A 20,229-nucleotide genomic window follows, 5' to 3' on the forward strand; every position below is an offset into this window, starting at 1 on the left:
CTACAGCCCTCGATGGGTCCGTGCGTTACGACGCGCGGACCCATCGCTGCATATGCCCGAAGAAGTTCTTGACAGGTGCCGCGAGCAGGGCCATTATTCCGGTTCTGCACAGTGTGGAAAACCTGTGGATAACTCTCCAACCCTGCGGAAACTCCTGTGAGCGAGCGGGGGAGGCCTGTGGATGGATTGCGGATGCCGGGGGCCGCGGCATCCCACTTCCCGACCTTCCTCCGCAGCCGTTCCACAACTCACACTCTTGTGGTTCCGGTGTCTCGACTGGCGCCGCGCGAGTTGTCCACAGTTTCCACAGTCGTTAACACCATGACAAGAAATCTCTGTGATGAACCCGTCCGATCACCTTTGCGGTGGAGAGCCGCCCGGCGAACAGAGCGGACTGGCAATCTCCGGGGCTGGCACTAGCATGAGAACCCCGAGCCCGCAGTCGAAGGGCCCGCTGCAGAGGGAGCGTTCGTGAAGTTCCACGTCAATCGCGATGTGTTCAGCGAAGCCGTATCGTTCGTCGTCAAACTCCTGCCGCAGCGCAACCCGCAGCCGATCCTGGCGGGCGTGCTGATCGAGGCATCCGCGGAAGGCCTCTCGCTGGCAGCCTTCGACTACGAGGCGTCGGCCCGCACGACGATCGATGCGACAGTCGACGACCCAGGCACGATCCTGGTCCACGGCCGGCTGCTCTCCGACATCGCCAGCCGTCTGCCGAACGCCCCGATCCAGATCGAGGTCGATGACGACGGCGGCATCCTGCTGACGTGCGGCTCGGCACGGTTCACTCTGGCGTCCATGCCGGTGCAGGAGTACCCCGCGATCCCCGAGGTCACCGGAGATTCGGGTCTCGTCCCGTCGGAGGACTTCGCCACCGCCATCGCCCAGGTCGCCTTCGCGGCGTCGCGCGACGACGTCACCCCCGTTCTCACCGGCGTGCAGCTCGAGGTGTCGGGCACGAGCCTCAGCCTGGTCGCCACCGACCGCTACCGCGTCGCGCTCCGCGAGATCCCCTGGGACGGCGGCGGCACGGCGACCGACGAGTCGACGACCGCGCTCGTGCCGGCGCGCACGCTCACCGAGGTCGGAAAGACGTTCGCCCACGGCGGCGACATCTCCATCGCGTTCTCGGGTTCGGGCGATCGCGAGATCATCGCGTTCACCGCGGGCAACAAGACGGTGACGTCGCTGCTCATCAAGGGCAACTTCCCGCCGGTGCGGCGTCTGTTCCCCGAGGCCACCGAGCACCACGCGGTGGTCAACACCGCCGAGCTCGCCGAAGCGGTGCGTCGTGTGTCGCTGGTGCTCGACCGGTCGGCCCCGCTGCGGTTCACCTTCACGACCGACAGCGTGTCGATGGATGCCTCGGGCACCGAGCAGGCGCGGGCCACCGAGTCCGTCGACGCCACGCTCCTGGGCGGCGACGACGTGACGCTGGGTCTCAATCCGCAGTACCTGCTCGAGTCGCTCGGCGCGGTCAAGAGCGAGTTCGTGCGGATCACGTTCACCTCGAGCGAGAACGCCAACAAGCTGAGCCCGGTGCTCATCACCCCGCAGACCTCGGTCGACCGCGCGGGTTCCGACTCGTTCCGGTACCTGCTGCAGCCCAACCTGCTCCTCCGCTGACAGTCTCGGCGGCCGGAAGCCCGGGCGTTGAGCGAGCCAGGAACGAGCCAGACGAAACGTCGCACACTCGAACTAGGCTGACCCAGTGATCGTGGAGCACCTGAGTCTCGTCGACTTCCGCAACTATGCGGCCGCTGACGTCGAGCTCGGGCCCGGCCCCAATGTGTTCGTGGGCCGCAACGGTCAGGGCAAGACGAATCTCGCCGAGGCCATCGCCTTCTTCGCGACGCTGGGCTCGCATCGTGTGTCGAACGACGCCCCGATGGTGCGCGACGGTGCGGATGCCGCGATCATCCGCGCGCGGCTGGCGCACGGTGAGCGGCGGGTGCAGCTCGAGGTGCAGGTCAACCGGCAGGGCTCGAACAAGGCGCGGGTCAACGGCGCGGCGGTGAAGCCGGCCGAGCTGCCGCGCTACGCGCAGGTGGTGCTGTTCGCGCCGGAGGACCTGCAGATCGTGCGCGGCGACCCGTCCGCGCGTCGCCGATTCGCGGATCAGCTCCTCGTGCAGCGCGCGCCGCGCATGGCCGGCGTGATCGCGGACTACGACCGGGTGCTCAAACAGCGCACCGCGCTGCTGAAATCCGCGAGGGCACGGGGCATCCGCGGGGACGCCCTGTCGACCCTCGACGTCTGGGACGACAAGCTCGTCTCGCTCGGCACGCAGCTCATCGCGGCGCGGCTGGCGCTCGCGACCGACCTCGCGACACCCCTCGCCGCCGCATACACGGCCATCGCCGGGGCCGACCACCGACCCGAGATCGAGTGGGCGCTCTCCGTCGAGGGCGCCGTCACGGACGAGGACGGCGATGGCGGATCCGCTCCTGGGTCCGTCGATGCGGCGGCCGCCTCGACCGGGACCTCGGCCGAGCGCATCGCCGAGCTGTTCCGGCAGGCGCTGGCCGCGAAGCGCTCGGCCGAGCTCGACCGCGGGCTCACTCTGGTGGGTCCGCACCGCGACGACCTGCTGCTGCGCATCCGCGGTCTTCCGGTGAAGGGATACGCCTCGCACGGCGAGTCGTGGTCGGTGGCGCTCTCACTGCGCCTCGCCTCGGCCGAGCTGCTGCGGGCCGATTCGCGCCTCGGCGATCCGGTGCTCATCCTCGATGACGTGTTCGCCGAGCTCGACACCGATCGCCGTGCCCGGCTCGCGCAGCTCGCTGCCGACTACGAGCAGGTGGTGGTCACGGCCGCCGTCGAGGGTGACGTCCCCGACGAGCTGCGCGCCCGCATGGTCCGGGTGGAGGCCGGGCGCATCCTCGCCACTGTGGACGATGACGCGGACAATGACGCGGAGGCGGCGGATGACTGACCCGTCGAGAGGCGCAGGGACCGGGGCGGGTGCCGACGGTGTGCCCGACCGCTCGGATGTGCCCGAGACCATCGCCACCTACCTGCGGCTGCGGGGACTCGAGCCGTCGGCCCGATCGTTCCGCAAGCGCCGCCGCCGCACGGTCGACGACGAGAACATCCCCTTCGCGCCGGGGCGAGACCCGCGTGGAGTGGGCGATGTGATCGCCGACCTCACCCGGGAGGCCGGCTGGAACGGTCAACTCGCCCGCGAGGACGTCGTGCGGGCCTGGGCCGAGGTCGCCGGCGAGGACACCGCCCGGCACACCCGGCCCGTCGCCTTCTCGGAGGGGTCGCTGACGGTCCAGGCCGACTCCACGGCGTGGGCGAAACAGCTGCAGCTGATGCGCGCGCACATCCTCTCTGAGATCGTCCGGCGCTTCCCCGAGGCGAAGGTCGACGCGGTCCGCTTCATCGGGCCGGACGTCCCCTCCTGGAAATGGGGTCCCAGAACGATTCCAGGGCGGGGTCCGCGCGATACCTACGGATGAGGCACGTCCGGAGTCCTCCGCACAAGTTTCATCCCGTTAGACAGGCGTAGAGCGCTGTGATCGGGCTGTGACCGGATAGACTGTCAGGGCCCGCATAGAACCGTCTGGAGCCCTCGCGAAGATGACGTCTGACAACCCCGATAACGTTTCCGAGGAACCCGAAACGCCCGAGCAGGCTCCCAACGGCTACGGGGCAGACGACATCCAGGTGCTGGAAGGCCTGGAGGCGGTGCGCAAGCGCCCCGGCATGTACATCGGCTCGACCGGTGAGCGGGGTCTGCACCACCTCGTCTACGAGATCGTCGACAACTCGGTCGACGAGGCCCTCGCCGGCTACTGCGACACGATCAACGTCACGATCCTGCCCGACGGCGGCATCCGCTGCGTCGACAACGGCCGCGGCATCCCGGTCGGCATCCACCGCACCGAGGGCAAGTCGACCGTCGAGGTCGTGCTCACCGTGCTGCACGCCGGTGGCAAGTTCGGCGGCGGCGGCTATGCGGTGTCCGGAGGCCTGCACGGCGTGGGTTCGTCGGTCGTCAACGCCCTGTCGACCCGCCTCGAGGTCGAAGTGAAGCGCGAGGGTTACGTCTGGCGGCAGTCGTACCGCGACGGCGGTCAGCCGCAGGCGCCGCTCGCCAAGGTCGAGCCCACCGAAGAGACCGGCACGATCATCGAGTTCTGGCCCGACGACACGATCTTCGAGTCGGTGCACTACGACTACGACACCCTGCGCACGCGCTTCCAGCAGACGGCGTTCCTCAACAAGGGTCTGCGCATCACCCTGGCCGACGAGCGCCCGGAGTCCGCGTACGTCGCCGACGCCGAGGGCGGCGGGTCGGAAGAGCGCCAGCCTTTCGACGACTTCTACTACGAGCGCGGTCTCGTGGACTACGTGGAGTACCTGAACAAGGTGCGTCACGCGGATGTCGTCAACGACGAGATCATCGAGATCGAGTCCGAGGACACCACACGCCACATCTCGCTCGAACTCGCCATGCAGTGGACCACGAGCTACACCGAGAACGTCTTCACCTTCGCGAACACCATCAACACGCACGAGGGCGGCACGCACGAGGAAGGTTTCCGTGCGGCGCTGACGACGCTCGTCAACAAGTACGCACGCGACAAGAATCTCCTCAAGGAGAAGGACGACAACCTCACCGGCGACGACATCCGCGAGGGCCTCACCGCGGTCATCTCGGTGAAGCTCTCGGAGCCGCAGTTCGAGGGTCAGACCAAGACGAAGCTCGGCAACACCGAGGCGAAGTCCTTCGTGCAGAAGGTCGTCGGCGATCAGCTGGGCGACTGGCTCGAGCGCAACCCGGTGCAGGCCAAGCGCGTGATCACGAAGGCGATCGACGCGGCATCCGCTCGCATGGCCGCTCGCAAGGCCCGCGAGACGGCGCGTCGCAAGAGCGTCTTCGAGTCCGCCGCGATGCCCGACAAGCTCAAGGACTGCACCAGCAAGGACCCGTCGATCAGCGAGATCTTCCTCGTCGAGGGAGACTCCGCCGGCGGCTCGGCCGTGTCGGGACGCGATCCGCACACCCAGGCGATCCTGGCCCTGCGCGGCAAGATCCTCAACGTCGAGCGCGCACGCCTCGACAAAGCGCTGGCCAACAAAGAGGTCCAGGCGATGATCCAGGCCTTCGGCACGGGCATCGGCGAGGACTTCGACATCGACAAGGCCCGCTATCACAAGATCGTGCTGATGGCGGATGCCGACGTCGACGGCCAGCACATCACCACGCTGCTGCTCACCATGCTGTTCCGGTACATGCGCGGGCTCATCGAGGCCGGTTTCGTCTATCTCGCGATGCCGCCGCTGTACCGGCTCAAGTGGACGAACGCGGCCCACGAGTACGTGTACTCCGACAAGGAACGCGACGCCCTCCTCGAGCACGGTCTGGCGAACGGCAAGCGGATCCCCAAGGACTCCGGCATCCAGCGGTACAAGGGTCTCGGCGAGATGAACGCCAAGGAGCTGTGGGAGACCACGATGGACCACACCACCCGGACGCTGCGCCAGGTGACCATCGACGACGCCGCCGCGGCCGACGAGATCTTCTCCGTCCTGATGGGCGAGGACGTCGAGTCCCGCCGCACGTTCATCCAGCGCAACGCCAAGGACGTCCGCTTCCTGGACATCTAGCGCTCGGCACGACGACCTCAGGTCGTTGACCGAGCGAAGCGAGACGAAACGCCGAAGACGAAAGACGAGACATGGCTGACGAAGAACGCCCCGAGCCCGAGCACGAGCACGGCCGCATCGATCAGGTCGACCTGCAGCTCGAGATGCAGCGCAGCTATCTCGACTACGCGATGGCCGTCATCATCGGCCGTGCGCTCCCGGACGTGCGCGACGGCCTGAAGCCCGTGCACCGCCGCGTGATCTACGGCATGTACGACGGCGGATTCCGCCCCGACAAGTCGTTCTCGAAGTGCGCGCGCGTCGTCGGCGAGGTCATGGGCCAGTACCACCCGCACGGTGACACGGCGATCTACGACGCCCTCGTCCGCCTCGTGCAGCCGTGGTCGCTGCGGTATCCGCTGGCGCAGGGCCAGGGCAACTTCGGCTCGCCCGGCAACATGGGCGCCGCCGCCCCGCGGTACACCGAGACGAAGATGGCTCAGCTCGCGCTCGAGATGGTGCGCGACATCGAAGAAGAGACCGTCGACTTCCAGGACAACTACGACGGGCAGACGCAGGAGCCGTCGGTGCTCCCGGCGCGCTTCCCGAACCTGCTGGTCAACGGCTCCGTCGGCATCGCGGTCGGCATGGCGACCAACATCCCGCCGCACAACCTGCGCGAGGTCGCCGCGGGTGCGCTGTGGGCGCTCGAGCACCCGGACGCCTCGCGCGAAGAGCTGCTGGACGCGCTCATGGAGCGGATCCCCGGCCCCGACTTCCCGACCGGTGCACAGATCCTCGGCACCAAGGGCATCCGTGAGGCCTACCGCACCGGCCGCGGGTCGATCACGATGCGCGCGGTCGTTTCGATCGAAGAGCTGCAGGGTCGTACCTGCCTCGTGATCACCGAGCTGCCGTACCAGGTCAACCCCGACAACCTCGCGGTCAAGATCGGCGACCTCGCGCGTGACGGCAAGATCACCGGCATCGCCGACATCCGCGACGAGACGTCGGACCGTACCGGTCAGCGTCTGGTGGTGGTGCTGAAACGGGATGCCGTCGCCAAGGTCGTGCTGAACAACCTGTACAAGCACACGCAGCTGCAGGAGAACTTCGGCGCGAACATGCTCGCGATCGTCGACAACGTGCCGCGCACGCTCGCGCTCGACGGCTTCATCGCCCTGTGGGTCGAGCACCAGATCGACGTCATCGTGCGGCGCACCACCTATCGGCTGCGCAAAGCCGAGGAGCGCATGCACATCCTGCGCGGCTACCTCAAGGCGCTCGACGCGCTCGACGAGGTCATCGCGCTCATCCGCCGGTCGCCCACGGTGCAGGAGGCGAACGAGGGCCTGCAGACGCTCCTCGACATCGACGACGTGCAGGCCGAAGCGATCCTGCAGATGCAGCTGCGTCGCCTGGCCGCACTCGAACGCCAGAAGATCATCGACGAGGCCACCGAGCTCGAGCGCCAGATCGCCGACTACCAGGACATCCTCGCCAAGCCCGGGCGCCAGCGCACCATCATCCGCGACGAGCTGACCGCGATCGTCGACAAGTTCGGCGACGATCGTCGCACCCACATCCTCCACGGCTTCGACGGCGACATGTCGATGGAAGACCTCATCCCCGAAGAGGAGATGGTGATCTCCGTCACGCGTGACGGCTACATCAAGCGCACGCGCAGCGACAACTACCGTCAGCAGCACCGCGGCGGCAAGGGTGTCAAGGGCGCGCAGCTGCGCGCCGACGACGTGGTGGAGCACTTCTTCGTCACCACGACCCACCACTGGCTGCTGTTCTTCACGAACAAGGGCCGCGTGTACCGGTCGAAGGCGTACGAGGTGCCGGAGGCCGGCCGTGACGCCAAGGGCCAGCACGTCGCGAACCTCCTGGCCCTCCAGCCCGACGAGGAGATCGCGCAGATCCTCGACATCCGCGACTACTCCGTCGCCACCTACCTGGTGCTCGCGACGCGCAACGGTCTGGTGAAGAAGACGCGGCTGACCGAATACGACACCAACCGCCAGGGCGGCATCATCGCGATCAAGCTGCGCGGCCAGATTCCCGAGGAGGACGCCGACGACGAGCCCGGCTCTGACGACGAGGTCGTCAGCGCGCTGCTGGTCGACCAGGGCGACGACATCCTCCTCATCAGCCGCCACGGCATGTCGCTGCGCTTCTCGGCGACCGACTCCGCGCTGCGTCCGATGGGTCGTTCGACGTCGGGCGTGAAGGGCATGGACTTCCGCGCCGGCGACAGCCTGCTCTCGGCATCCGTCGCCGCCGACGACGGATACGTGTTCGTGGTGACCGAGGGCGGCTACGCGAAGCGCACCGCGGTCGATCAGTACCGGGTGCAGAATCGCGGCGGACTGGGCATCAAGGTGGCCAAACTGAGCGAGGATCGCGGCGATCTCGCGGGCGGTCTGATCGTCTCCGAGGACGACGAGGTCTTGGTGGTTCTTGCCAGTGGCAAGGTGGTACGCTCTGCCGTGGCCGAGGTCCCCGCCAAGGGTCGAGACACGATGGGTGTCGTGTTCGCCCGCTCCGGCGATGACGACCGCATCCTTGCGATCGCCCGCAACGGTGAACGCGGCCTTGCCGAAGAACCCGAGGACGCCGCCGACGGAGCCGAGCAGGCACCGACGGCCGAGACCCCGTCATCAGAAGAGACCGACGGGTCGGATGCCTCCCCCGAGACCCCCGAAGAGAGCACTGACGCATGAGCACGGTAGCCGACAAGCTCGCCAAGAAATCCAGTCACAAGACCAGCGCCAAGCAGGTGCGCCTGCGGCTGGTGTACGTGGACTTCTGGTCCGCGGTGAAGCTGTCCTTCCTGGCCGCGATCGCCATCGCGGTCGTGACGGTCGTCTCGTTCGTCATGGTCTTCCTGGTGGTCTCCACCACCGGCCTCATCGGCAAGGCCGACGACTTCTTCTCGAGCTTCTCGGACGGCAGCATCCTGCTGTCGGACTTCGTGAGCTTCCCGCAGGTGCTGGCCTTCTCGGCCGTCGTCGCGATCCTGAACCTGGTGGTCGTCACGGTGCTCGGTGCCGTGATCGCCGGCATCTACAACCTGGCCGTCAAGGTGACCGGCGGCCTGCTCGTCGGCTTCACCTCCAACTGACGCACGGCGTCGAGCGCCGGCATCCGTGGATCACGGATGCCGGCGCTCCCGTGTGTGCGGACGTCAGACGACCGTCGTGCCGAGCAGGGTGCCGATGAGCCAGGTGATGACGAGCGCCAGTGCGCCACCGATCACGAGCCGCGTCGCCGCTCGCAGACGGGGTGCGCCACCGAGGCTGGCCGACACCGTGCCGGTCGCCGCCAGGGCGAGCAGCACGGCCACGAACGTGACGGGCACGCGCCACTCCGGCGGCGGCAGCAGGATCGCGAGCAGCGGCAGCAGCGCGCCGAGAGTGAATGCCACGGCCGACGAGAGGGCCGCGTGCCACGGGTTCACCAGGTCGTCCTGGTCGATGTGCAGCTCCACTTCGAGGTGGGCCGACAGTGCGTCGTGTGCCGTCAGCTCTGTCGCGACCTGACGCGCCGTCTCGTCGGTCAGCCCGCGGTCCCGATACAGCTGGGTCAGCTCTTCGAGCTCCTCGTCGGGCATGTCGTTCAGCTCGCCGCGTTCCTTGGCGATGAGCGCTCGCTCCGAGTCCCGCTGACTGCTCACCGACACGTACTCGCCGAGCGCCATCGAGATGGCGCCGCCGACGAGCCCGGCGATGCCGGCTGTGAACAACGCGCCGGTGTCGGTGGTGGCGCCGGCCACGCCGACGACGAGCGCGGCGACCGACACGATGCCGTCATTGGCGCCGAGCACGCCGGCGCGCAGCCAGTTCAGTCGCTGCCCGAGCCCGCCGCCGTGGGGCTCGCCTGGATGAGAGGTCGCGTTCACCTCCCCAGTCAACCAGCACGATTCGTGAAATCGCGCTCCGTCGGGTAAAGTCTTGGAGGTTGCGGGGCGCAGGTCCCGCAGACATTCGGGGCTATAGCTCAGGCGGTTAGAGCGCTTCACTGATAATGAAGAGGTCCCAGGTTCAAGTCCTGGTAGCCCCACTCCACAGCCCCGGGGCCTTAGCTCAGTTGGTAGAGCGCCTGCTTTGCAAGCAGGATGTCAGGAGTTCGAATCTCCTAGGCTCCACGACAGGAAGAAGCCGGCCCGAGGGTCGGCTTTTCTTCGTTCTCCCCAGAGTCGTCCGCGGGTATGGTGAATCATGGACCTGCGCGTCGCGGCCTACGCGGTGATCGTCGATGAAGACGACCGCATGCTTCTCGCTCACTGGAATGAAGGCAGACGCTCCGCGTGGACGTTGCCCGGCGGCGGCCTCGAGGACGGCGAAGACCCCGAGCGCGCGGCACGGCGCGAAGTCAAGGAGGAGACCGGCTACCGCGTCACGATCGATGCGCTGCTCGGCATCCACTCCCGCGTCATTCCGGCCGGCCGGCGGCTGGTGCCGGGTGCGGAGCTTCCCCTGCACACGCTGCGGATCGTCTACCGCGCCCGCATCACGGGCGGGCGCCTGCGCAACGAGACCAACGGCACGACCGATCGTGCCGAATGGTTCCCCCTCCGCGAGGTGCGCGCGCTGCAACGCGTGAAGCTCGTGGACATCGCCCTCGAGATGGCCGGCGTCGAACTGCCGGTGGCTTGACCGGCGACGCCCTCGTCAGTCGATCGGCTGGGAGATGTCGGCCACCGTCGCCCCGTAGGCGGCGATGAGGTCGTCGGCGTCGACGAACGCGCTGTAGCCGTGTGCCCCGGCGCCCATGGCGATGCGCCGGCCGGCGATCTGGCTGTCGGCATAGATCGGCCAGTCGTGCGTGCTTCCGAGAGGCACGATCGTGCCGCGCTCGTAGCCGGTGGCGGCGAGGGCACGCTCCGCATCCGGAAGCTGGAGTTTGTTGACGCCGACGACCGCCCGCAGCTTCGGCCACGAGATCGCCCGGTCGCCGGGGATCAGCGCGAACAGGTAGGTGTCGTCACTGCGCTTGACCACGAGGGTCTTCACGATGCCCGACGGCGGGATGCCGAGGATCTCGGCCGCCTCCGTCAGGCTGTTCGCTGCCGGACGCTCGCGGATCTCGATCGCCAGATCGCGCTCGGAGGCCGCCGCGCGCACGCGGTCGACCCCCGTCAGAGCCTTGCCCGTAGTGGGCTCAGGCATCCGGGGCGCGCAGCGGGTCGTCCGCGACCCAGAGCTCGTCGTCGGCGCGCAGAGTCTGCCATGCCGCGTAGAGGACGCCGACCGCGGCCGCGACACCGAGGATGATGGCGATCACGCCACCGGCGCCGATGCCCTTCTTCTGCGGTGCGGCACGATCCAGGCGGGCCGAGAGATAGCGAGACGCCTCGCGGGCGTACTTGTCGGCCTTCTTGCCGTACTTCTTCGGGTCGGGTCGTTCGAGCCCGTGACCGCCGGCGAGGTGGGCGCGCGTATCGTTCGCGGCGTCCCACACCGACAGTGCCGAGCCGACGACGGCACCCGCAGCGGGGATCACCGTGCTGCTGACGACCTTCTTGCCCTTTTCGACGTAGGGCGCGGCGTACTTCTCGTAGCCGGCCTGCACCTGGGGCTTGACCTGCTCGCGGCCGAAGTGGCCGAGCTGGCGACTGGCCTCTCGAGCGACGGACGCGGCCTCACCGACCAGCACCTGCTGTGTCTCCCACAGCTGATTCGCCTGCTTCTGAAGCTTCTCGAGTTCCTTCTTGCGCTTGCGGCTGACGCTCACGGTTGCCCTCCCTGTCGTGGGGATGTCGGTCTCCCCATCTTGCCAGACCCCCGCCGAGACGGGAGGGGTTGCACCGAACTCTGAGACAATGTAGAAATGCCGCTTCACACAGCAGTCGCAACGATCCACACCAACTACGGCGACATCGTCGTCAACCTGTTCGGCGACCACGCGCCCCGCACCGTGCAGAACTTCGTCGGGCTCTCCGACGGCTCACAGGCATGGACGCACCCGGCGACCGGCAAGCCGGGCGAGGGCCCACTGTACAAGGACGTCATCTTCCACCGCGTCATCTCGGGCTTCATGATCCAGGGCGGCGACCCGCTGGGCCAGGGTGTCGGCGGACCGGGCTACAACTTCAACGACGAGATCAACAACGAGCTCACCTTCACCGCCCCGTACAAGCTCGCCATGGCCAACGCCGGTCTCCGCCGCAACGCGATCACCGGCCAGCCCGAGGGCACCAACGGCTCGCAGTTCTTCATCACGGTTCCCGGCCAGGGCGGGCGCGGCCCCGAGTGGCTGCAGGGCAAGCACACGATCTTCGGCGAGGTCGCCGACGACGCTTCGAAGGCCGTCGTCGACACCATCGCCGAGGTCCCGACCGCTGCCGGCGACCGCCCGGTCGAGCCGGTCGTCATCGAGTCGATCGACATCGCCTCGGCCTGATCGTCCCGCGCCGGGCGTGCGGCAGCACGACGCCGCACGCCCGGACCCGCCGCGGCCCTGAGCCGGCATTCCACAGCCCTGGGCCGCAAAACGAACAGACGGGCACCGCGTGAGCACCGACGACTTCCAGCGCAACCGCGACAACTTCTGCTACCGGCACCCCGACCGGCAGAGCTTCGTCCTGTGCCAGCGGTGCCTGCGTACGATCTGCCCCGAGTGCCAGACGCCTGGGGCCGTCGGCGTGATCTGTCCCGAGTGCCTCCGGGACCAGCAGAAGGCCCAGTCTCCGGCACAGCGCACGGCGGAGCGCCGGTGGGCACGACCGCGAACCGCGTCCATGTCGGCTGCGACCTCGTCGGGCCGCCCGGTCGTCACGTACGCGCTCATCGGCATCACCGTCTTCGTATACCTCCTTCAACTCATCCCGGGGTTCGGCGACACCGTCACCGGTGCCCTCATGTTCACCCCGGCGTATCTCTACCCGGCCTGGTTCGGTGTCTTCGAGCCCTGGCGCCTGATCACGGTGCTGTTCGTGCACGACTCCGGCGGAATCTGGCACGTCGCGCTCAACATGCTGGCGCTGTGGATGCTCGGTCGCAGCCTCGAGCCGCTCCTCGGACGCGGCAGATTCCTCACGCTGTACCTGCTGAGCGGTCTCGGCGGTTCCGTCGCGGTCACACTGCTGGGCTTCGACACCTTCGTGGTGGGCGCGTCCGGTGCGATCTACGGACTGTTCGGTGCGCTGCTGATCATCGGCCGCCACATCGGCGCGAACATCACCGGGATCATCGTGGTGCTCGGCATCAACCTCGTAATCACCTTCCTGCCCCTCTTGTACGGCGGCGGGGTGCGCGTGTCGTGGCAGGCGCACGTCGGCGGGCTGCTCGTCGGCCTCCTCGTCGCTTTCATCTTCACGCGCACGCGCGCCGTGCGGCAGCGGCGACTGCAGATCGGCCTGCTCGTCGCCGTGGGCGTCGGGCTGGTGGCGCTGCTGTTCGTGCCGGCGATCTTCCCCGCCCTCGTCCTGTCATAGGCGCTCCGCCACCTGCCCGAGCGGGAGTTATCCACAGGCTCATCCACAGCCTGGGGAGAATGACAGCGGTGTAATTCACAGGTGTTAACAGAGTTGTTAACAACTCGGGATGCCGCGTCCCGGTGCTCCCGTCGGCGTGAGTTGCGGCATCCGGGCACGGAAAAGCCCCGGTCGCCGTAGACCGGGGCCTTCGTTCGCAGGATGTCGCTATCGCCAGCGCGTCGTCATGAGGAAGCCGATGAAGGCGATGCCGAAGCCGATCACCAGGTTCCATGCTCCGATGTCGGGAATCGGGAACGCCATGCCGCTCAGGTAGAAGACGAGGATCCAGACGAGACCGATGAGCATCAGTCCGATCATGATCGGCTTGAACCACACCGGGTTGGGTGCGGCCTCGCCTTCTGCGCGCTCGACGAGCGAGTCGTCGTCTTTGCCGGGTCGTGCCATGGTGAAGAGTCTAACTGCCAGCAGACCCCAACCCTTGCTGTGCGAGAATCCCCCTGTGGATGAAGCGGTGTCCGGTCTGGGGCGCGCCGCGCGGCGGGAGCAGCCCCCGCGCCGGCGCACGTCCGTCGTCGGCGTCATCGGCGAGGTGCTCATCACCGCCGGCGTCATCGTGCTTCTCTATGTCGTCTGGCAGCTGTGGGTCGGAGATCTGATCTACGGTGCCGAGCGGAATGCCGAAGGGACCCAGCTCTCCGAGGAATGGGCGGAGCAGTACGACGGTGAGGATCCCGTCGTCGCCGCGCCCGAGCCGGATCCGTCCGCACCGGCGACGCCCGTCACCGCACCGCCGCCCGTGCTGCCCGAGGCTGCGGACGGCCAGAAGTTCGCGGTCATGCACATCCCCCGCTTCGGGTCGGGCTATGCGGTGCCGATGGCCGGCGGCGTGACGCGGTCGCGCACGCTCGATCCGATCGGCATCGGTCACTACCCCGGCACGAAGATGCCGGGCGAGCCGGGCAACTTCGCCCTCGCCGCCCATCGCACCACCTGGGGCAAGCCCTTCAACCGGATCGCCGACCTCCACGTCGGCGACGCCATCGTCGTGGAGACGCCAGAGGGCTGGTACACCTATCGCTTCCGGACGCTCCAGTACGTCCGCCCGAACGAGGTCGAAGTGCTCCTTCCCGTGCCGCAGGCGATGGACGTCCCCGCCGGGACGGCCTACATCACCATGACGAGCTGCAGCCCCATGTACGCCATGACGGAGCGGATCGTCGCCTACGGCGTGTTCGAGTCGTTCACGCCGCGCTCCGCGGGCGAGCCGGCGTCCCTCCAGGCGGTGGCCTGATGTACGCGGCGCTGTGGCGCGTGCTTCCCGGACCCTGGTGGGTGCGGGTCCTCATCCTGCTGGTCCTCGTCGCGGCGGTGCTCTACGGTCTGCTGTTCTACGTGTTCCCCTGGGTGAGCCAGTTCGTGAACCCGCAGGATGTCACGGTCGGCCTCCCCGTCGCGCCGACCGGTGCGCCGGTGTCGTGACCGCGGGGCCGTCGTCGGCGCGCATCCTCGTCGTCGACAATCACGACAGCTTCGTCCACACCCTGATCGGGTACCTGCACGAGCTCGGCGCGGAGACCGACATGGTCGAGGCCGATGCGATCGACGACCCGGTGGGCGCCGTCGCGCAGCGACGCGCGGTGCTGGTCTCCCCCGGCCCCGGCACCCCTGGTGACGCCGGCGCGTCCATCGCCGTCGTCCGCGCGGCGGCGGCGCGCGGCATCCCGCTCCTGGGTGTGTGCCTCGGGCACCAGGCGATCGGCGAGGCGTTCGGCGCCACCGTCGACCACGCGCCCGAGCTCATGCACGGCATGACCTCGCTCGTGCACCACGACGCCTCTCCGCTCTATGCCGGGCTGCCCGACCCCTTCACGGCGACGCGGTACCACTCGCTGGCGATCGTGCCCGAGACGCTGCCGGCCGAGCTGGTGGTGACGAGCCGCACCGCGAGCGGCGTCATCATGGGCATCGCGCACCGCACCGCACCGATCGTCGGGGTGCAGTTCCATCCCGAGAGCGTGCTCACCGAGGGCGGACACCGCCTGCTGGGCAACTGGCTCGCCACCATCGGGTTCCCGGATGCCGCGGCCCGAGGTGCGGCGCTGAGCCCGCGCCGAGACGCCTGAGAGCCGGGCCCGCCGGGCCGGCCGGCGCGGCTCCGCCTGTCGGCGTGACGGGCTACGGGCCGGTGCAGTACGTCAGCGTGATCTGCGAGTGCACCGGAACATCGCCCGGTGTCAGCGACTGCGACTGCACGGTCCGCGGGTCGGCACCGGGGCAGTTCGGATCCTCCTGTGCCGTCACGGTGAGTCCGACATCCTCGAGCTCACGGGTGGCCGCGTCGACGGTGTAGCCGCGCACGTCGTCGATCGCCACGCGGCCGGACGCCACCACGAGGTTCACCGTGGTGCCGGCGGCCACGCTCGCACCGTCGACCGGATCGCTGGAGATCACGGTTCCCGCGGCGAGATCCTTGTCGTTCTGGGGCGTCACGGTGCCCAGCTGCAGGCCGGCGTCGGTGAGGGCCGCGGTCGCGGCATCCTGTCCGAGACCGACCAGCGGTGGGACGGTGGACATCTGCTGGCCGGTCGAGACGTAGACGCTGACCTGCTGGTCGACCTCCACCGAGGTGCCCTTCTCGGGCTCCGTGCGGATGACGTTCCCCTCCGCGACCTCGCTGTTCTCCTCGTCGACGCGGATCGCGCGGAGGTCGGCCTCGGCCAGCGTCTCGTTGGCGCGCTCGTACGTCATGCCCGAGACGTCGGGCACCTCTCGCACGTTCGTCGGCAGATCGTCGCGCGGCTGGATCGAGAGCACCCAGAACAGCAGGGAGATGAGGAGCACGGCAAGGAGTGCGACACCAGCCCAGATCCACGCCACCGGCGGGCCGGCCTGCGTGCGCTTCATGGTGGTGTCGGTGCTGAGCTGCCGCAGCGACCGCGCCGTCTCGGCGGCCTGGCGGGGGTTCGGCCCGTACAGCTCGCTGGTGAGCGCCCCCACCTGCCGCTTCGACGGCTGCCGGCCGTCGACCGTGGCGTCGAGCGCCTCGCGGAAGCCCGCCGCATCCTGGTAGCGCTGGAACGGGTCCTTCGCCAGGGCGCGCAGTGCCACCGTGTCGAGGGTGCGCGGAACGGTGTCGTTGACCTCCGACGGCGGTACCGGCGCCTCGCTGACGTGCTGGTAGGCCACGGCGACCGGCGAGTCGCCGCGGAACGGCTGGCGTCCGGTGAGGAGCTCGTACAGCACCACGCCCGTCGAGTAGACGTCGGCGCGTGCGTCGACGGGCTCGCCCTTCGCCTGCTCCGGGGAGAAGTACGCGGCGGTGCCGAGGATCTGCGTGGTCTCGGCGACGGTCGACGAGCTGTCCGACACCGCGCGCGCGATGCCGAAGTCCATCACCTTCACCTGGCCGGCGTCGGTCACCATCACGTTGCCGGGCTTGATGTCGCGGTGCACGACGCCCGCGCGGTGGGAGTACTCGAGGGCCTCGAGGATGCCGTCGACGTAGCGCACGGCATCCGTCACCGGAACCGGGCCTGCGGCGATGATCTCCTTGAGGAGGCGTCCCTTGACGAGCTCCATCACGATGTACGGCACGGGGCGCACGGTGCCGTCCGGCGTGGTCAGCGAGTCCTCGCCGGCGTCGTAGACCCGCACGATCGTCGGGTGCGCCATCCGGGACGCGGCCTGCGCCTCGAGGCGGAACCGCGTGCGGAAGGAGTTGTCGTCGGCCAGCTCGCGGTCCAGGATCTTGATCGCGACCTCGCGGCCGAGCGTCAGGTCGTACCCGCGATAGACGCTGGCCATGCCGCCTCGGCCGATCGGCTCATCGATGCGATAGCGCCCCGAAAGCACACGCGGCTCAGCTGTCACGGTCACTCCCTGCCTGGAACATCAGCCACACTAGCCGAGCACGAGCGGGTCGCGCGTTGCGCGCGACCCGCTCTGCGGATTCACTCAGCCAGGCTCACTGCGTCGGCGAGGGCGACGGCGCGGGCACGGGGGCCTCGATGAGCACCGTGGCCTCGCCGGACTCCGACGACGTGCGGTTGCCGGCCGTTCCGCCGCTGCACGTCACGTTGTAGGTGACGATCACGGTCTGGCCCGGGGCATCGGCCGCCGTGACCTGTGCGGAGCGGGCGTTCTGCGGGAAGCTCGGGCCGTTCGTGATCGTGCCGTTCTGCACGGTGAAGGTGTAGGCGCTGACCGACCCCGTGCCCGAGGGGCAGGTGTAGCCGTCCCACATGACCGTGAGCGCTCCACCCGGCTCGACCGAGGCGGGCGAACCCTGGAAGGTCGGGCTGCCGGGCGGGGGCATCGGCACCTGGCCGGCGTACGTCGTCAGCTCGATGACGGTGCCCTTCTGGACGTTGCCCGTGGGGCTCACGCTGTAGACCTTGCCCTGGCTGGCCTCGTCGGGTGCCGCGTTGCCCTCGACGCAGCTCGCCCCGAGGCCGAGCGCATCGAGCGCCGCCGATGCCGTCGCGCAATCCTGGCCCTCGTAGTCCGCCGCGACCACGTTCGCCGTGGTGGGCGTGGGCGTGGGCGTGTCGGACGGCGTGGCCGAGGGCGAGGCGGACGTCTTCGTCGGGTCGGGCTCCGGCTGGTCCTGGTTCGCCGCGACGACCGCCCAGATCGTGCCGATCAGCACGAGCAGCAGCAGGGCGATGAGGGCGATCAGGGGCCACGTCCAGGGGCTGCGCTTCTTCTTCTCGCCCTCGGCCGCGGCATCCTCTTCACCGGGTGCCGGCATGATCCGCGTGGCGGACGAGGTGTCGGCGCCGGTGAGCAGCTGCGTCGCCGCATCGCCTGCGACGACCCCGGCGATCGCCGGAACGGCCGCGGCGGCGGCCGCGACGTCGCCGCGGCGCAGAGCCGTGGCGGCCCGCGCGACGGCGGCGGCCGATGCCGGGCGCTCCTCCGGCTTCTTCGCGATCATGGCCATCACGAGGTTCTGCACCGGCACGGCGACCGTGGCCGGCAGCGGAGCGGGCTGCTCGTTGATCTGCGCCATCGCGATCGCGACCTGCGACTCGCCCGTGAACGGGCGCTTGCCCGCGAGGCACTCGTAGGCCACGATCCCGAGCGAGTAGATGTCGGTGGCGGGCGACGCCGGGTGCCCCGACGCCTGCTCGGGCGACAGGTACTGGACCGTGCCCATCACCTGACCCGTGGCGGTGAGCGGCACCTGGTCGGCGATGCGCGCGATGCCGAAATCCGTGATCTTCACACGGCCGTCGGGAGTGATGAGCAGGTTGCCCGGCTTGATGTCGCGGTGCACGAGGCCGGCCGCGTGGGCGGCCTGCAGTGCTGCCGACGTCTGCGCGACGATGTCGAGGGTCTTGTCGGTCGACAGTGATCCGTCTCGTTCGAGGATCGTCGACAGCGCCTCACCGGGCACGAGCTCCATCACGAGGAAGGCGCTGCCGGCCTCCTCGCCGTAGTCGAACACGCTCGCGATGCCCTCATGGTTCACAAGGGCCGCGTGGCGGGCCTCGGCACGGAAGCGCTCGAGGAACCCCGGGTCTCCCATGTATTCGTCTTTGAGGATCTTGATGGCGACGGTTCGTCCGATGACGTGGTCGGTCGCTTCCCAGACCTCGCCCATGCCGCCGATCGCTATGCGCGAATCGAGTTCGTATCGGCCGCCGAAGGTCACGCCTTGCGTCGGTCTCATTTGCCCAGCACCGCCTCCATGACCTTCTTCGCGATAGGAGCGGCGATGGTGTTGCCGCTTCCCGATTGTCCTTGCCTGCCGCCGTCCTCCACGACCACTGCGACCGCGACTTCGGGATTCTGGGCCGGGGCGAACCCTGTGAACCAGAGGGTATACGGTTCGTCCCCGGTGTTCTCCGCGGTACCGGTCTTCCCGGCCACGTCGACCCCGTCCATTCTTGCACCCGACGCCGCGCCGTCACTGACATTGGCCACCATCATCGTGACCAGCTCGTCCGCGAGGCCGGTGTCCAGCGCTCGCCCGAACTCGCTGTCGTCGAAGGTCTTCTGAACCGACAGGTCCGGGCCGATCACGCGATCCACCATGCGGGGATTCATCACCATCCCGCCGTTCGCGATGCCGGCCGACACCATCGCCATCTGCAGCGGCGTCGCCGTCACCTGGCCCTGGCCGAACCCGCTCAGCGCCGTCTGGGCGTCGTCCTGGATCGACCGCGGATAGCCCGAGGGCGTCGAGACGACGGGCAGCTCGAACGACTGATTGAAGCCGTACTTCTCCGCCTCTTCGCGGATCGCGGTGTCGCCGAGCTCCACGGCAAGTTCCGCGAACGGGATGTTGCAGCTCAGCCGCAGCGCGTCGGCGATGGTGACGGTGTCGCCGCCGCCGCAGGTTCCGCCGCTGGCGTTGTGCACGACGCTGCTCGACTGCGGCAGCTGGTAGGTCGCGGGGTTCGGCAGCGTCGACTGCGGCGTGTAGTCGCCGGACGCGAGGGCGGCCGAGGCGACCACGAGCTTGAACGTGGAGCCGGGCGGATTGAGATCCCCGGCGACCGCGCGGTTCGACAGCGGCTTGCTGGGATCGGCGACGAGGGCGTCGTACGCCGTGTTCACGGCCGCGGTGTCGTGGGACGCCAGGATGTTGGTGTCGTAGCTGGGGCTCGTCACCAGGGCGAGGATGCGCCCGGTCGACGGCTCGATCGCCACGATGCCGCCCTGCAGATCGCCGAGGGCCTCGAACGCCGCGCGCTGCACGTCGGCGTCGAGCGAGAGCACCACGTTCGACCCGCGCGGCGGCTGACCGGTGAAGATCCGCTCGACGCGCGAGAAGAACTGCGAGCCCGCGGTGCCGCTGAGCTCCTGGTTCATCGCCTGCTCGATCCACGTCGCCGAGTTCAGCACGGGATTGATGTAGCCGGTGACGGGCGCCCACATGGCGGCATCCGTGTACACCCGCTGCCAGCTGTAGAGGTCGTCGGACGGCACCGACGAGGCGATCGCGGCGCCGCTCGCGATGATCGACCCGCGCTGCACCTCGTACGAGTCGTAGAGCGCCCGACGGTTGGCGGGATTGGCGGCCAGGTCGTCGGCCTGGATCACCTGGATCCAGCTCGTCGAGGCGAACAGCGCCACGAACATGACCAGCATCAGGATGCTGAGCCGCCGCAGTTCCTTGGTCACGAGACACCTCCCCCGCCGGGGAGGCGGCGAGCAGGGATCGATTCCTGAGCCCG

19 protein-coding genes and 2 tRNA genes are annotated in these 20,229 nt (G+C 68.7%); 14 read left to right on the plus strand and 7 right to left on the minus strand.

The annotated features are described in order from the left end of the window. Window positions 1–471 precede the first annotated feature (471 nt). The 6 genes from dnaN (at window position 472) to ACI3KY_RS11310 (ending at window position 8,728) form a co-directional block, all read left to right on the plus strand. Complete coding sequence (gene dnaN, locus ACI3KY_RS11285; protein ID WP_404930266.1) at window positions 472–1,626, plus strand: DNA polymerase III subunit beta; 1,155 nt, start codon at window positions 472–474, stop codon at window positions 1,624–1,626. An 85-nt stretch (window positions 1,627–1,711) separates the two neighbouring features. Then, window positions 1,712–2,935 (plus strand): DNA replication/repair protein RecF, encoded by a 1,224-nt coding sequence (recF, locus tag ACI3KY_RS11290; protein ID WP_404930267.1) that lies wholly within the window; start codon window positions 1,712–1,714, stop codon window positions 2,933–2,935. After that, complete coding sequence (locus ACI3KY_RS11295) at window positions 2,928–3,464, plus strand: DUF721 domain-containing protein (protein WP_404930268.1); 537 nt, start codon at window positions 2,928–2,930, stop codon at window positions 3,462–3,464. The genes recF and ACI3KY_RS11295 overlap by 8 nt, the downstream gene beginning before the upstream one ends. Before the next feature lie 121 nt (window positions 3,465–3,585). Next, window positions 3,586–5,619: a DNA topoisomerase (ATP-hydrolyzing) subunit B gene (gene gyrB, locus ACI3KY_RS11300; RefSeq protein WP_404930269.1), complete on the plus strand. Its 2,034-nt coding sequence runs from the start codon at window positions 3,586–3,588 to the stop codon at window positions 5,617–5,619. Window positions 5,620–5,690: 71 nt separating this feature from the next. Next, entirely contained in the window at window positions 5,691–8,327 is a 2,637-nt protein-coding gene (gene gyrA / locus ACI3KY_RS11305; protein ID WP_404930270.1) for a DNA gyrase subunit A, read from the plus strand. Further along, entirely contained in the window at window positions 8,324–8,728 is a 405-nt protein-coding gene (locus tag ACI3KY_RS11310; RefSeq protein WP_404930271.1) for a DUF3566 domain-containing protein, read from the plus strand. The genes gyrA and ACI3KY_RS11310 overlap by 4 nt, the downstream gene beginning before the upstream one ends. Before the next feature lie 63 nt (window positions 8,729–8,791). Here the strand turns inward: ACI3KY_RS11310 and ACI3KY_RS11315 are convergent, their stop codons facing one another. Next, window positions 8,792–9,517, minus strand: a complete 726-nt coding sequence (locus ACI3KY_RS11315) for a VIT family protein (protein WP_404930272.1) — start codon at window positions 9,515–9,517, stop codon at window positions 8,792–8,794. 75 nt (window positions 9,518–9,592) lie between these two features. Here ACI3KY_RS11315 and ACI3KY_RS11320 point away from each other — a divergent pair. From ACI3KY_RS11320 to ACI3KY_RS11330, 3 genes are all read left to right on the plus strand, one after another. Further along, a tRNA-Ile gene (locus ACI3KY_RS11320) sits at window positions 9,593–9,666 on the plus strand. A gap of 12 nt (window positions 9,667–9,678) precedes the next feature. Then, window positions 9,679–9,751: transfer RNA gene (locus tag ACI3KY_RS11325), tRNA-Ala, on the plus strand. A gap of 73 nt (window positions 9,752–9,824) precedes the next feature. Continuing rightward, window positions 9,825–10,262 carry an NUDIX hydrolase gene (locus tag ACI3KY_RS11330; RefSeq protein ID WP_404930274.1) on the plus strand — a complete coding sequence of 146 codons (438 nt, stop codon included), beginning with the start codon at window positions 9,825–9,827 and terminating at the stop codon, window positions 10,260–10,262. Window positions 10,263–10,277: 15 nt separating this feature from the next. Here ACI3KY_RS11330 and ACI3KY_RS11335 read toward each other — a convergent pair whose 3' ends face one another. Both ACI3KY_RS11335 and ACI3KY_RS11340 read right to left on the minus strand, forming a co-directional pair. Continuing rightward, window positions 10,278–10,775 (minus strand): aminoacyl-tRNA deacylase, encoded by a 498-nt coding sequence (locus ACI3KY_RS11335; protein WP_404930275.1) that lies wholly within the window; start codon window positions 10,773–10,775, stop codon window positions 10,278–10,280. Continuing rightward, a complete protein-coding gene (locus ACI3KY_RS11340) occupies window positions 10,768–11,340 on the minus strand; it encodes a DNA helicase (protein WP_404930276.1) in 573 nt (190 codons plus the stop codon). The genes ACI3KY_RS11335 and ACI3KY_RS11340 overlap by 8 nt, the downstream gene beginning before the upstream one ends. A gap of 96 nt (window positions 11,341–11,436) precedes the next feature. On the opposite strand from ACI3KY_RS11340, the gene ACI3KY_RS11345 reads away from it, so the two are divergent. Together ACI3KY_RS11345 and ACI3KY_RS11350 are read left to right on the plus strand one after the other, a co-directional pair. Beyond that, complete coding sequence (locus tag ACI3KY_RS11345; protein WP_404930277.1) at window positions 11,437–12,009, plus strand: peptidylprolyl isomerase; 573 nt, start codon at window positions 11,437–11,439, stop codon at window positions 12,007–12,009. Between the two features lie 109 nt (window positions 12,010–12,118). Then, window positions 12,119–13,042 (plus strand): rhomboid family intramembrane serine protease, encoded by a 924-nt coding sequence (locus ACI3KY_RS11350; RefSeq protein ID WP_404930278.1) that lies wholly within the window; start codon window positions 12,119–12,121, stop codon window positions 13,040–13,042. A gap of 207 nt (window positions 13,043–13,249) precedes the next feature. On the opposite strand, the gene ACI3KY_RS11355 is transcribed toward ACI3KY_RS11350, so the two are convergent. Further along, on the minus strand, window positions 13,250–13,489 hold the full coding sequence (locus ACI3KY_RS11355) for a cell division protein CrgA (RefSeq protein WP_045301992.1): 240 nt from the start codon (window positions 13,487–13,489) through the stop codon (window positions 13,250–13,252). 55 nt (window positions 13,490–13,544) lie between these two features. Between ACI3KY_RS11355 and ACI3KY_RS11360 the strand changes: the two genes are divergently transcribed. Genes ACI3KY_RS11360 through ACI3KY_RS11370 form a run of 3 tightly spaced genes read left to right on the plus strand, consistent with a single transcriptional unit; the run spans window position 13,545 to window position 15,168 of the window. Beyond that, window positions 13,545–14,336, plus strand: a complete 792-nt coding sequence (locus ACI3KY_RS11360) for a class E sortase (protein WP_404930279.1) — start codon at window positions 13,545–13,547, stop codon at window positions 14,334–14,336. Then, entirely contained in the window at window positions 14,336–14,524 is a 189-nt protein-coding gene (locus ACI3KY_RS11365; RefSeq protein WP_194412172.1) for a hypothetical protein, read from the plus strand. Before ACI3KY_RS11360 ends, ACI3KY_RS11365 begins: the two co-directional genes overlap by 1 nt. Then, window positions 14,521–15,168, plus strand: coding sequence for an anthranilate synthase component II (locus ACI3KY_RS11370; protein WP_404930280.1), 648 nt, complete (start codon window positions 14,521–14,523; stop codon window positions 15,166–15,168). The genes ACI3KY_RS11365 and ACI3KY_RS11370 overlap by 4 nt, the downstream gene beginning before the upstream one ends. A 52-nt stretch (window positions 15,169–15,220) precedes the next feature. Here ACI3KY_RS11370 and pknB read toward each other — a convergent pair whose 3' ends face one another. The 3 genes from pknB to ACI3KY_RS11385 form a co-directional block, all read right to left on the minus strand. Beyond that, complete coding sequence (pknB, locus tag ACI3KY_RS11375; protein ID WP_404930293.1) at window positions 15,221–16,849, minus strand: Stk1 family PASTA domain-containing Ser/Thr kinase; 1,629 nt, start codon at window positions 16,847–16,849, stop codon at window positions 15,221–15,223. Between the two features lie 160 nt (window positions 16,850–17,009). After that, window positions 17,010–18,719 (minus strand): serine/threonine-protein kinase, encoded by a 1,710-nt coding sequence (locus ACI3KY_RS11380; RefSeq protein ID WP_404930281.1) that lies wholly within the window; start codon window positions 18,717–18,719, stop codon window positions 17,010–17,012. Continuing rightward, entirely contained in the window at window positions 18,716–20,176 is a 1,461-nt protein-coding gene (locus ACI3KY_RS11385) for a peptidoglycan D,D-transpeptidase FtsI family protein (protein ID WP_404930282.1), read from the minus strand. The genes ACI3KY_RS11380 and ACI3KY_RS11385 overlap by 4 nt, the downstream gene beginning before the upstream one ends. Between the last annotated feature and the right edge of the window lie 53 nt (window positions 20,177–20,229).

Origin of the sequence: Microbacterium sp. ZW T2_14 (assembly GCF_044987405.1) — a bacterium.
Classification (GTDB): domain Bacteria; phylum Actinomycetota; class Actinomycetes; order Actinomycetales; family Microbacteriaceae; genus Microbacterium.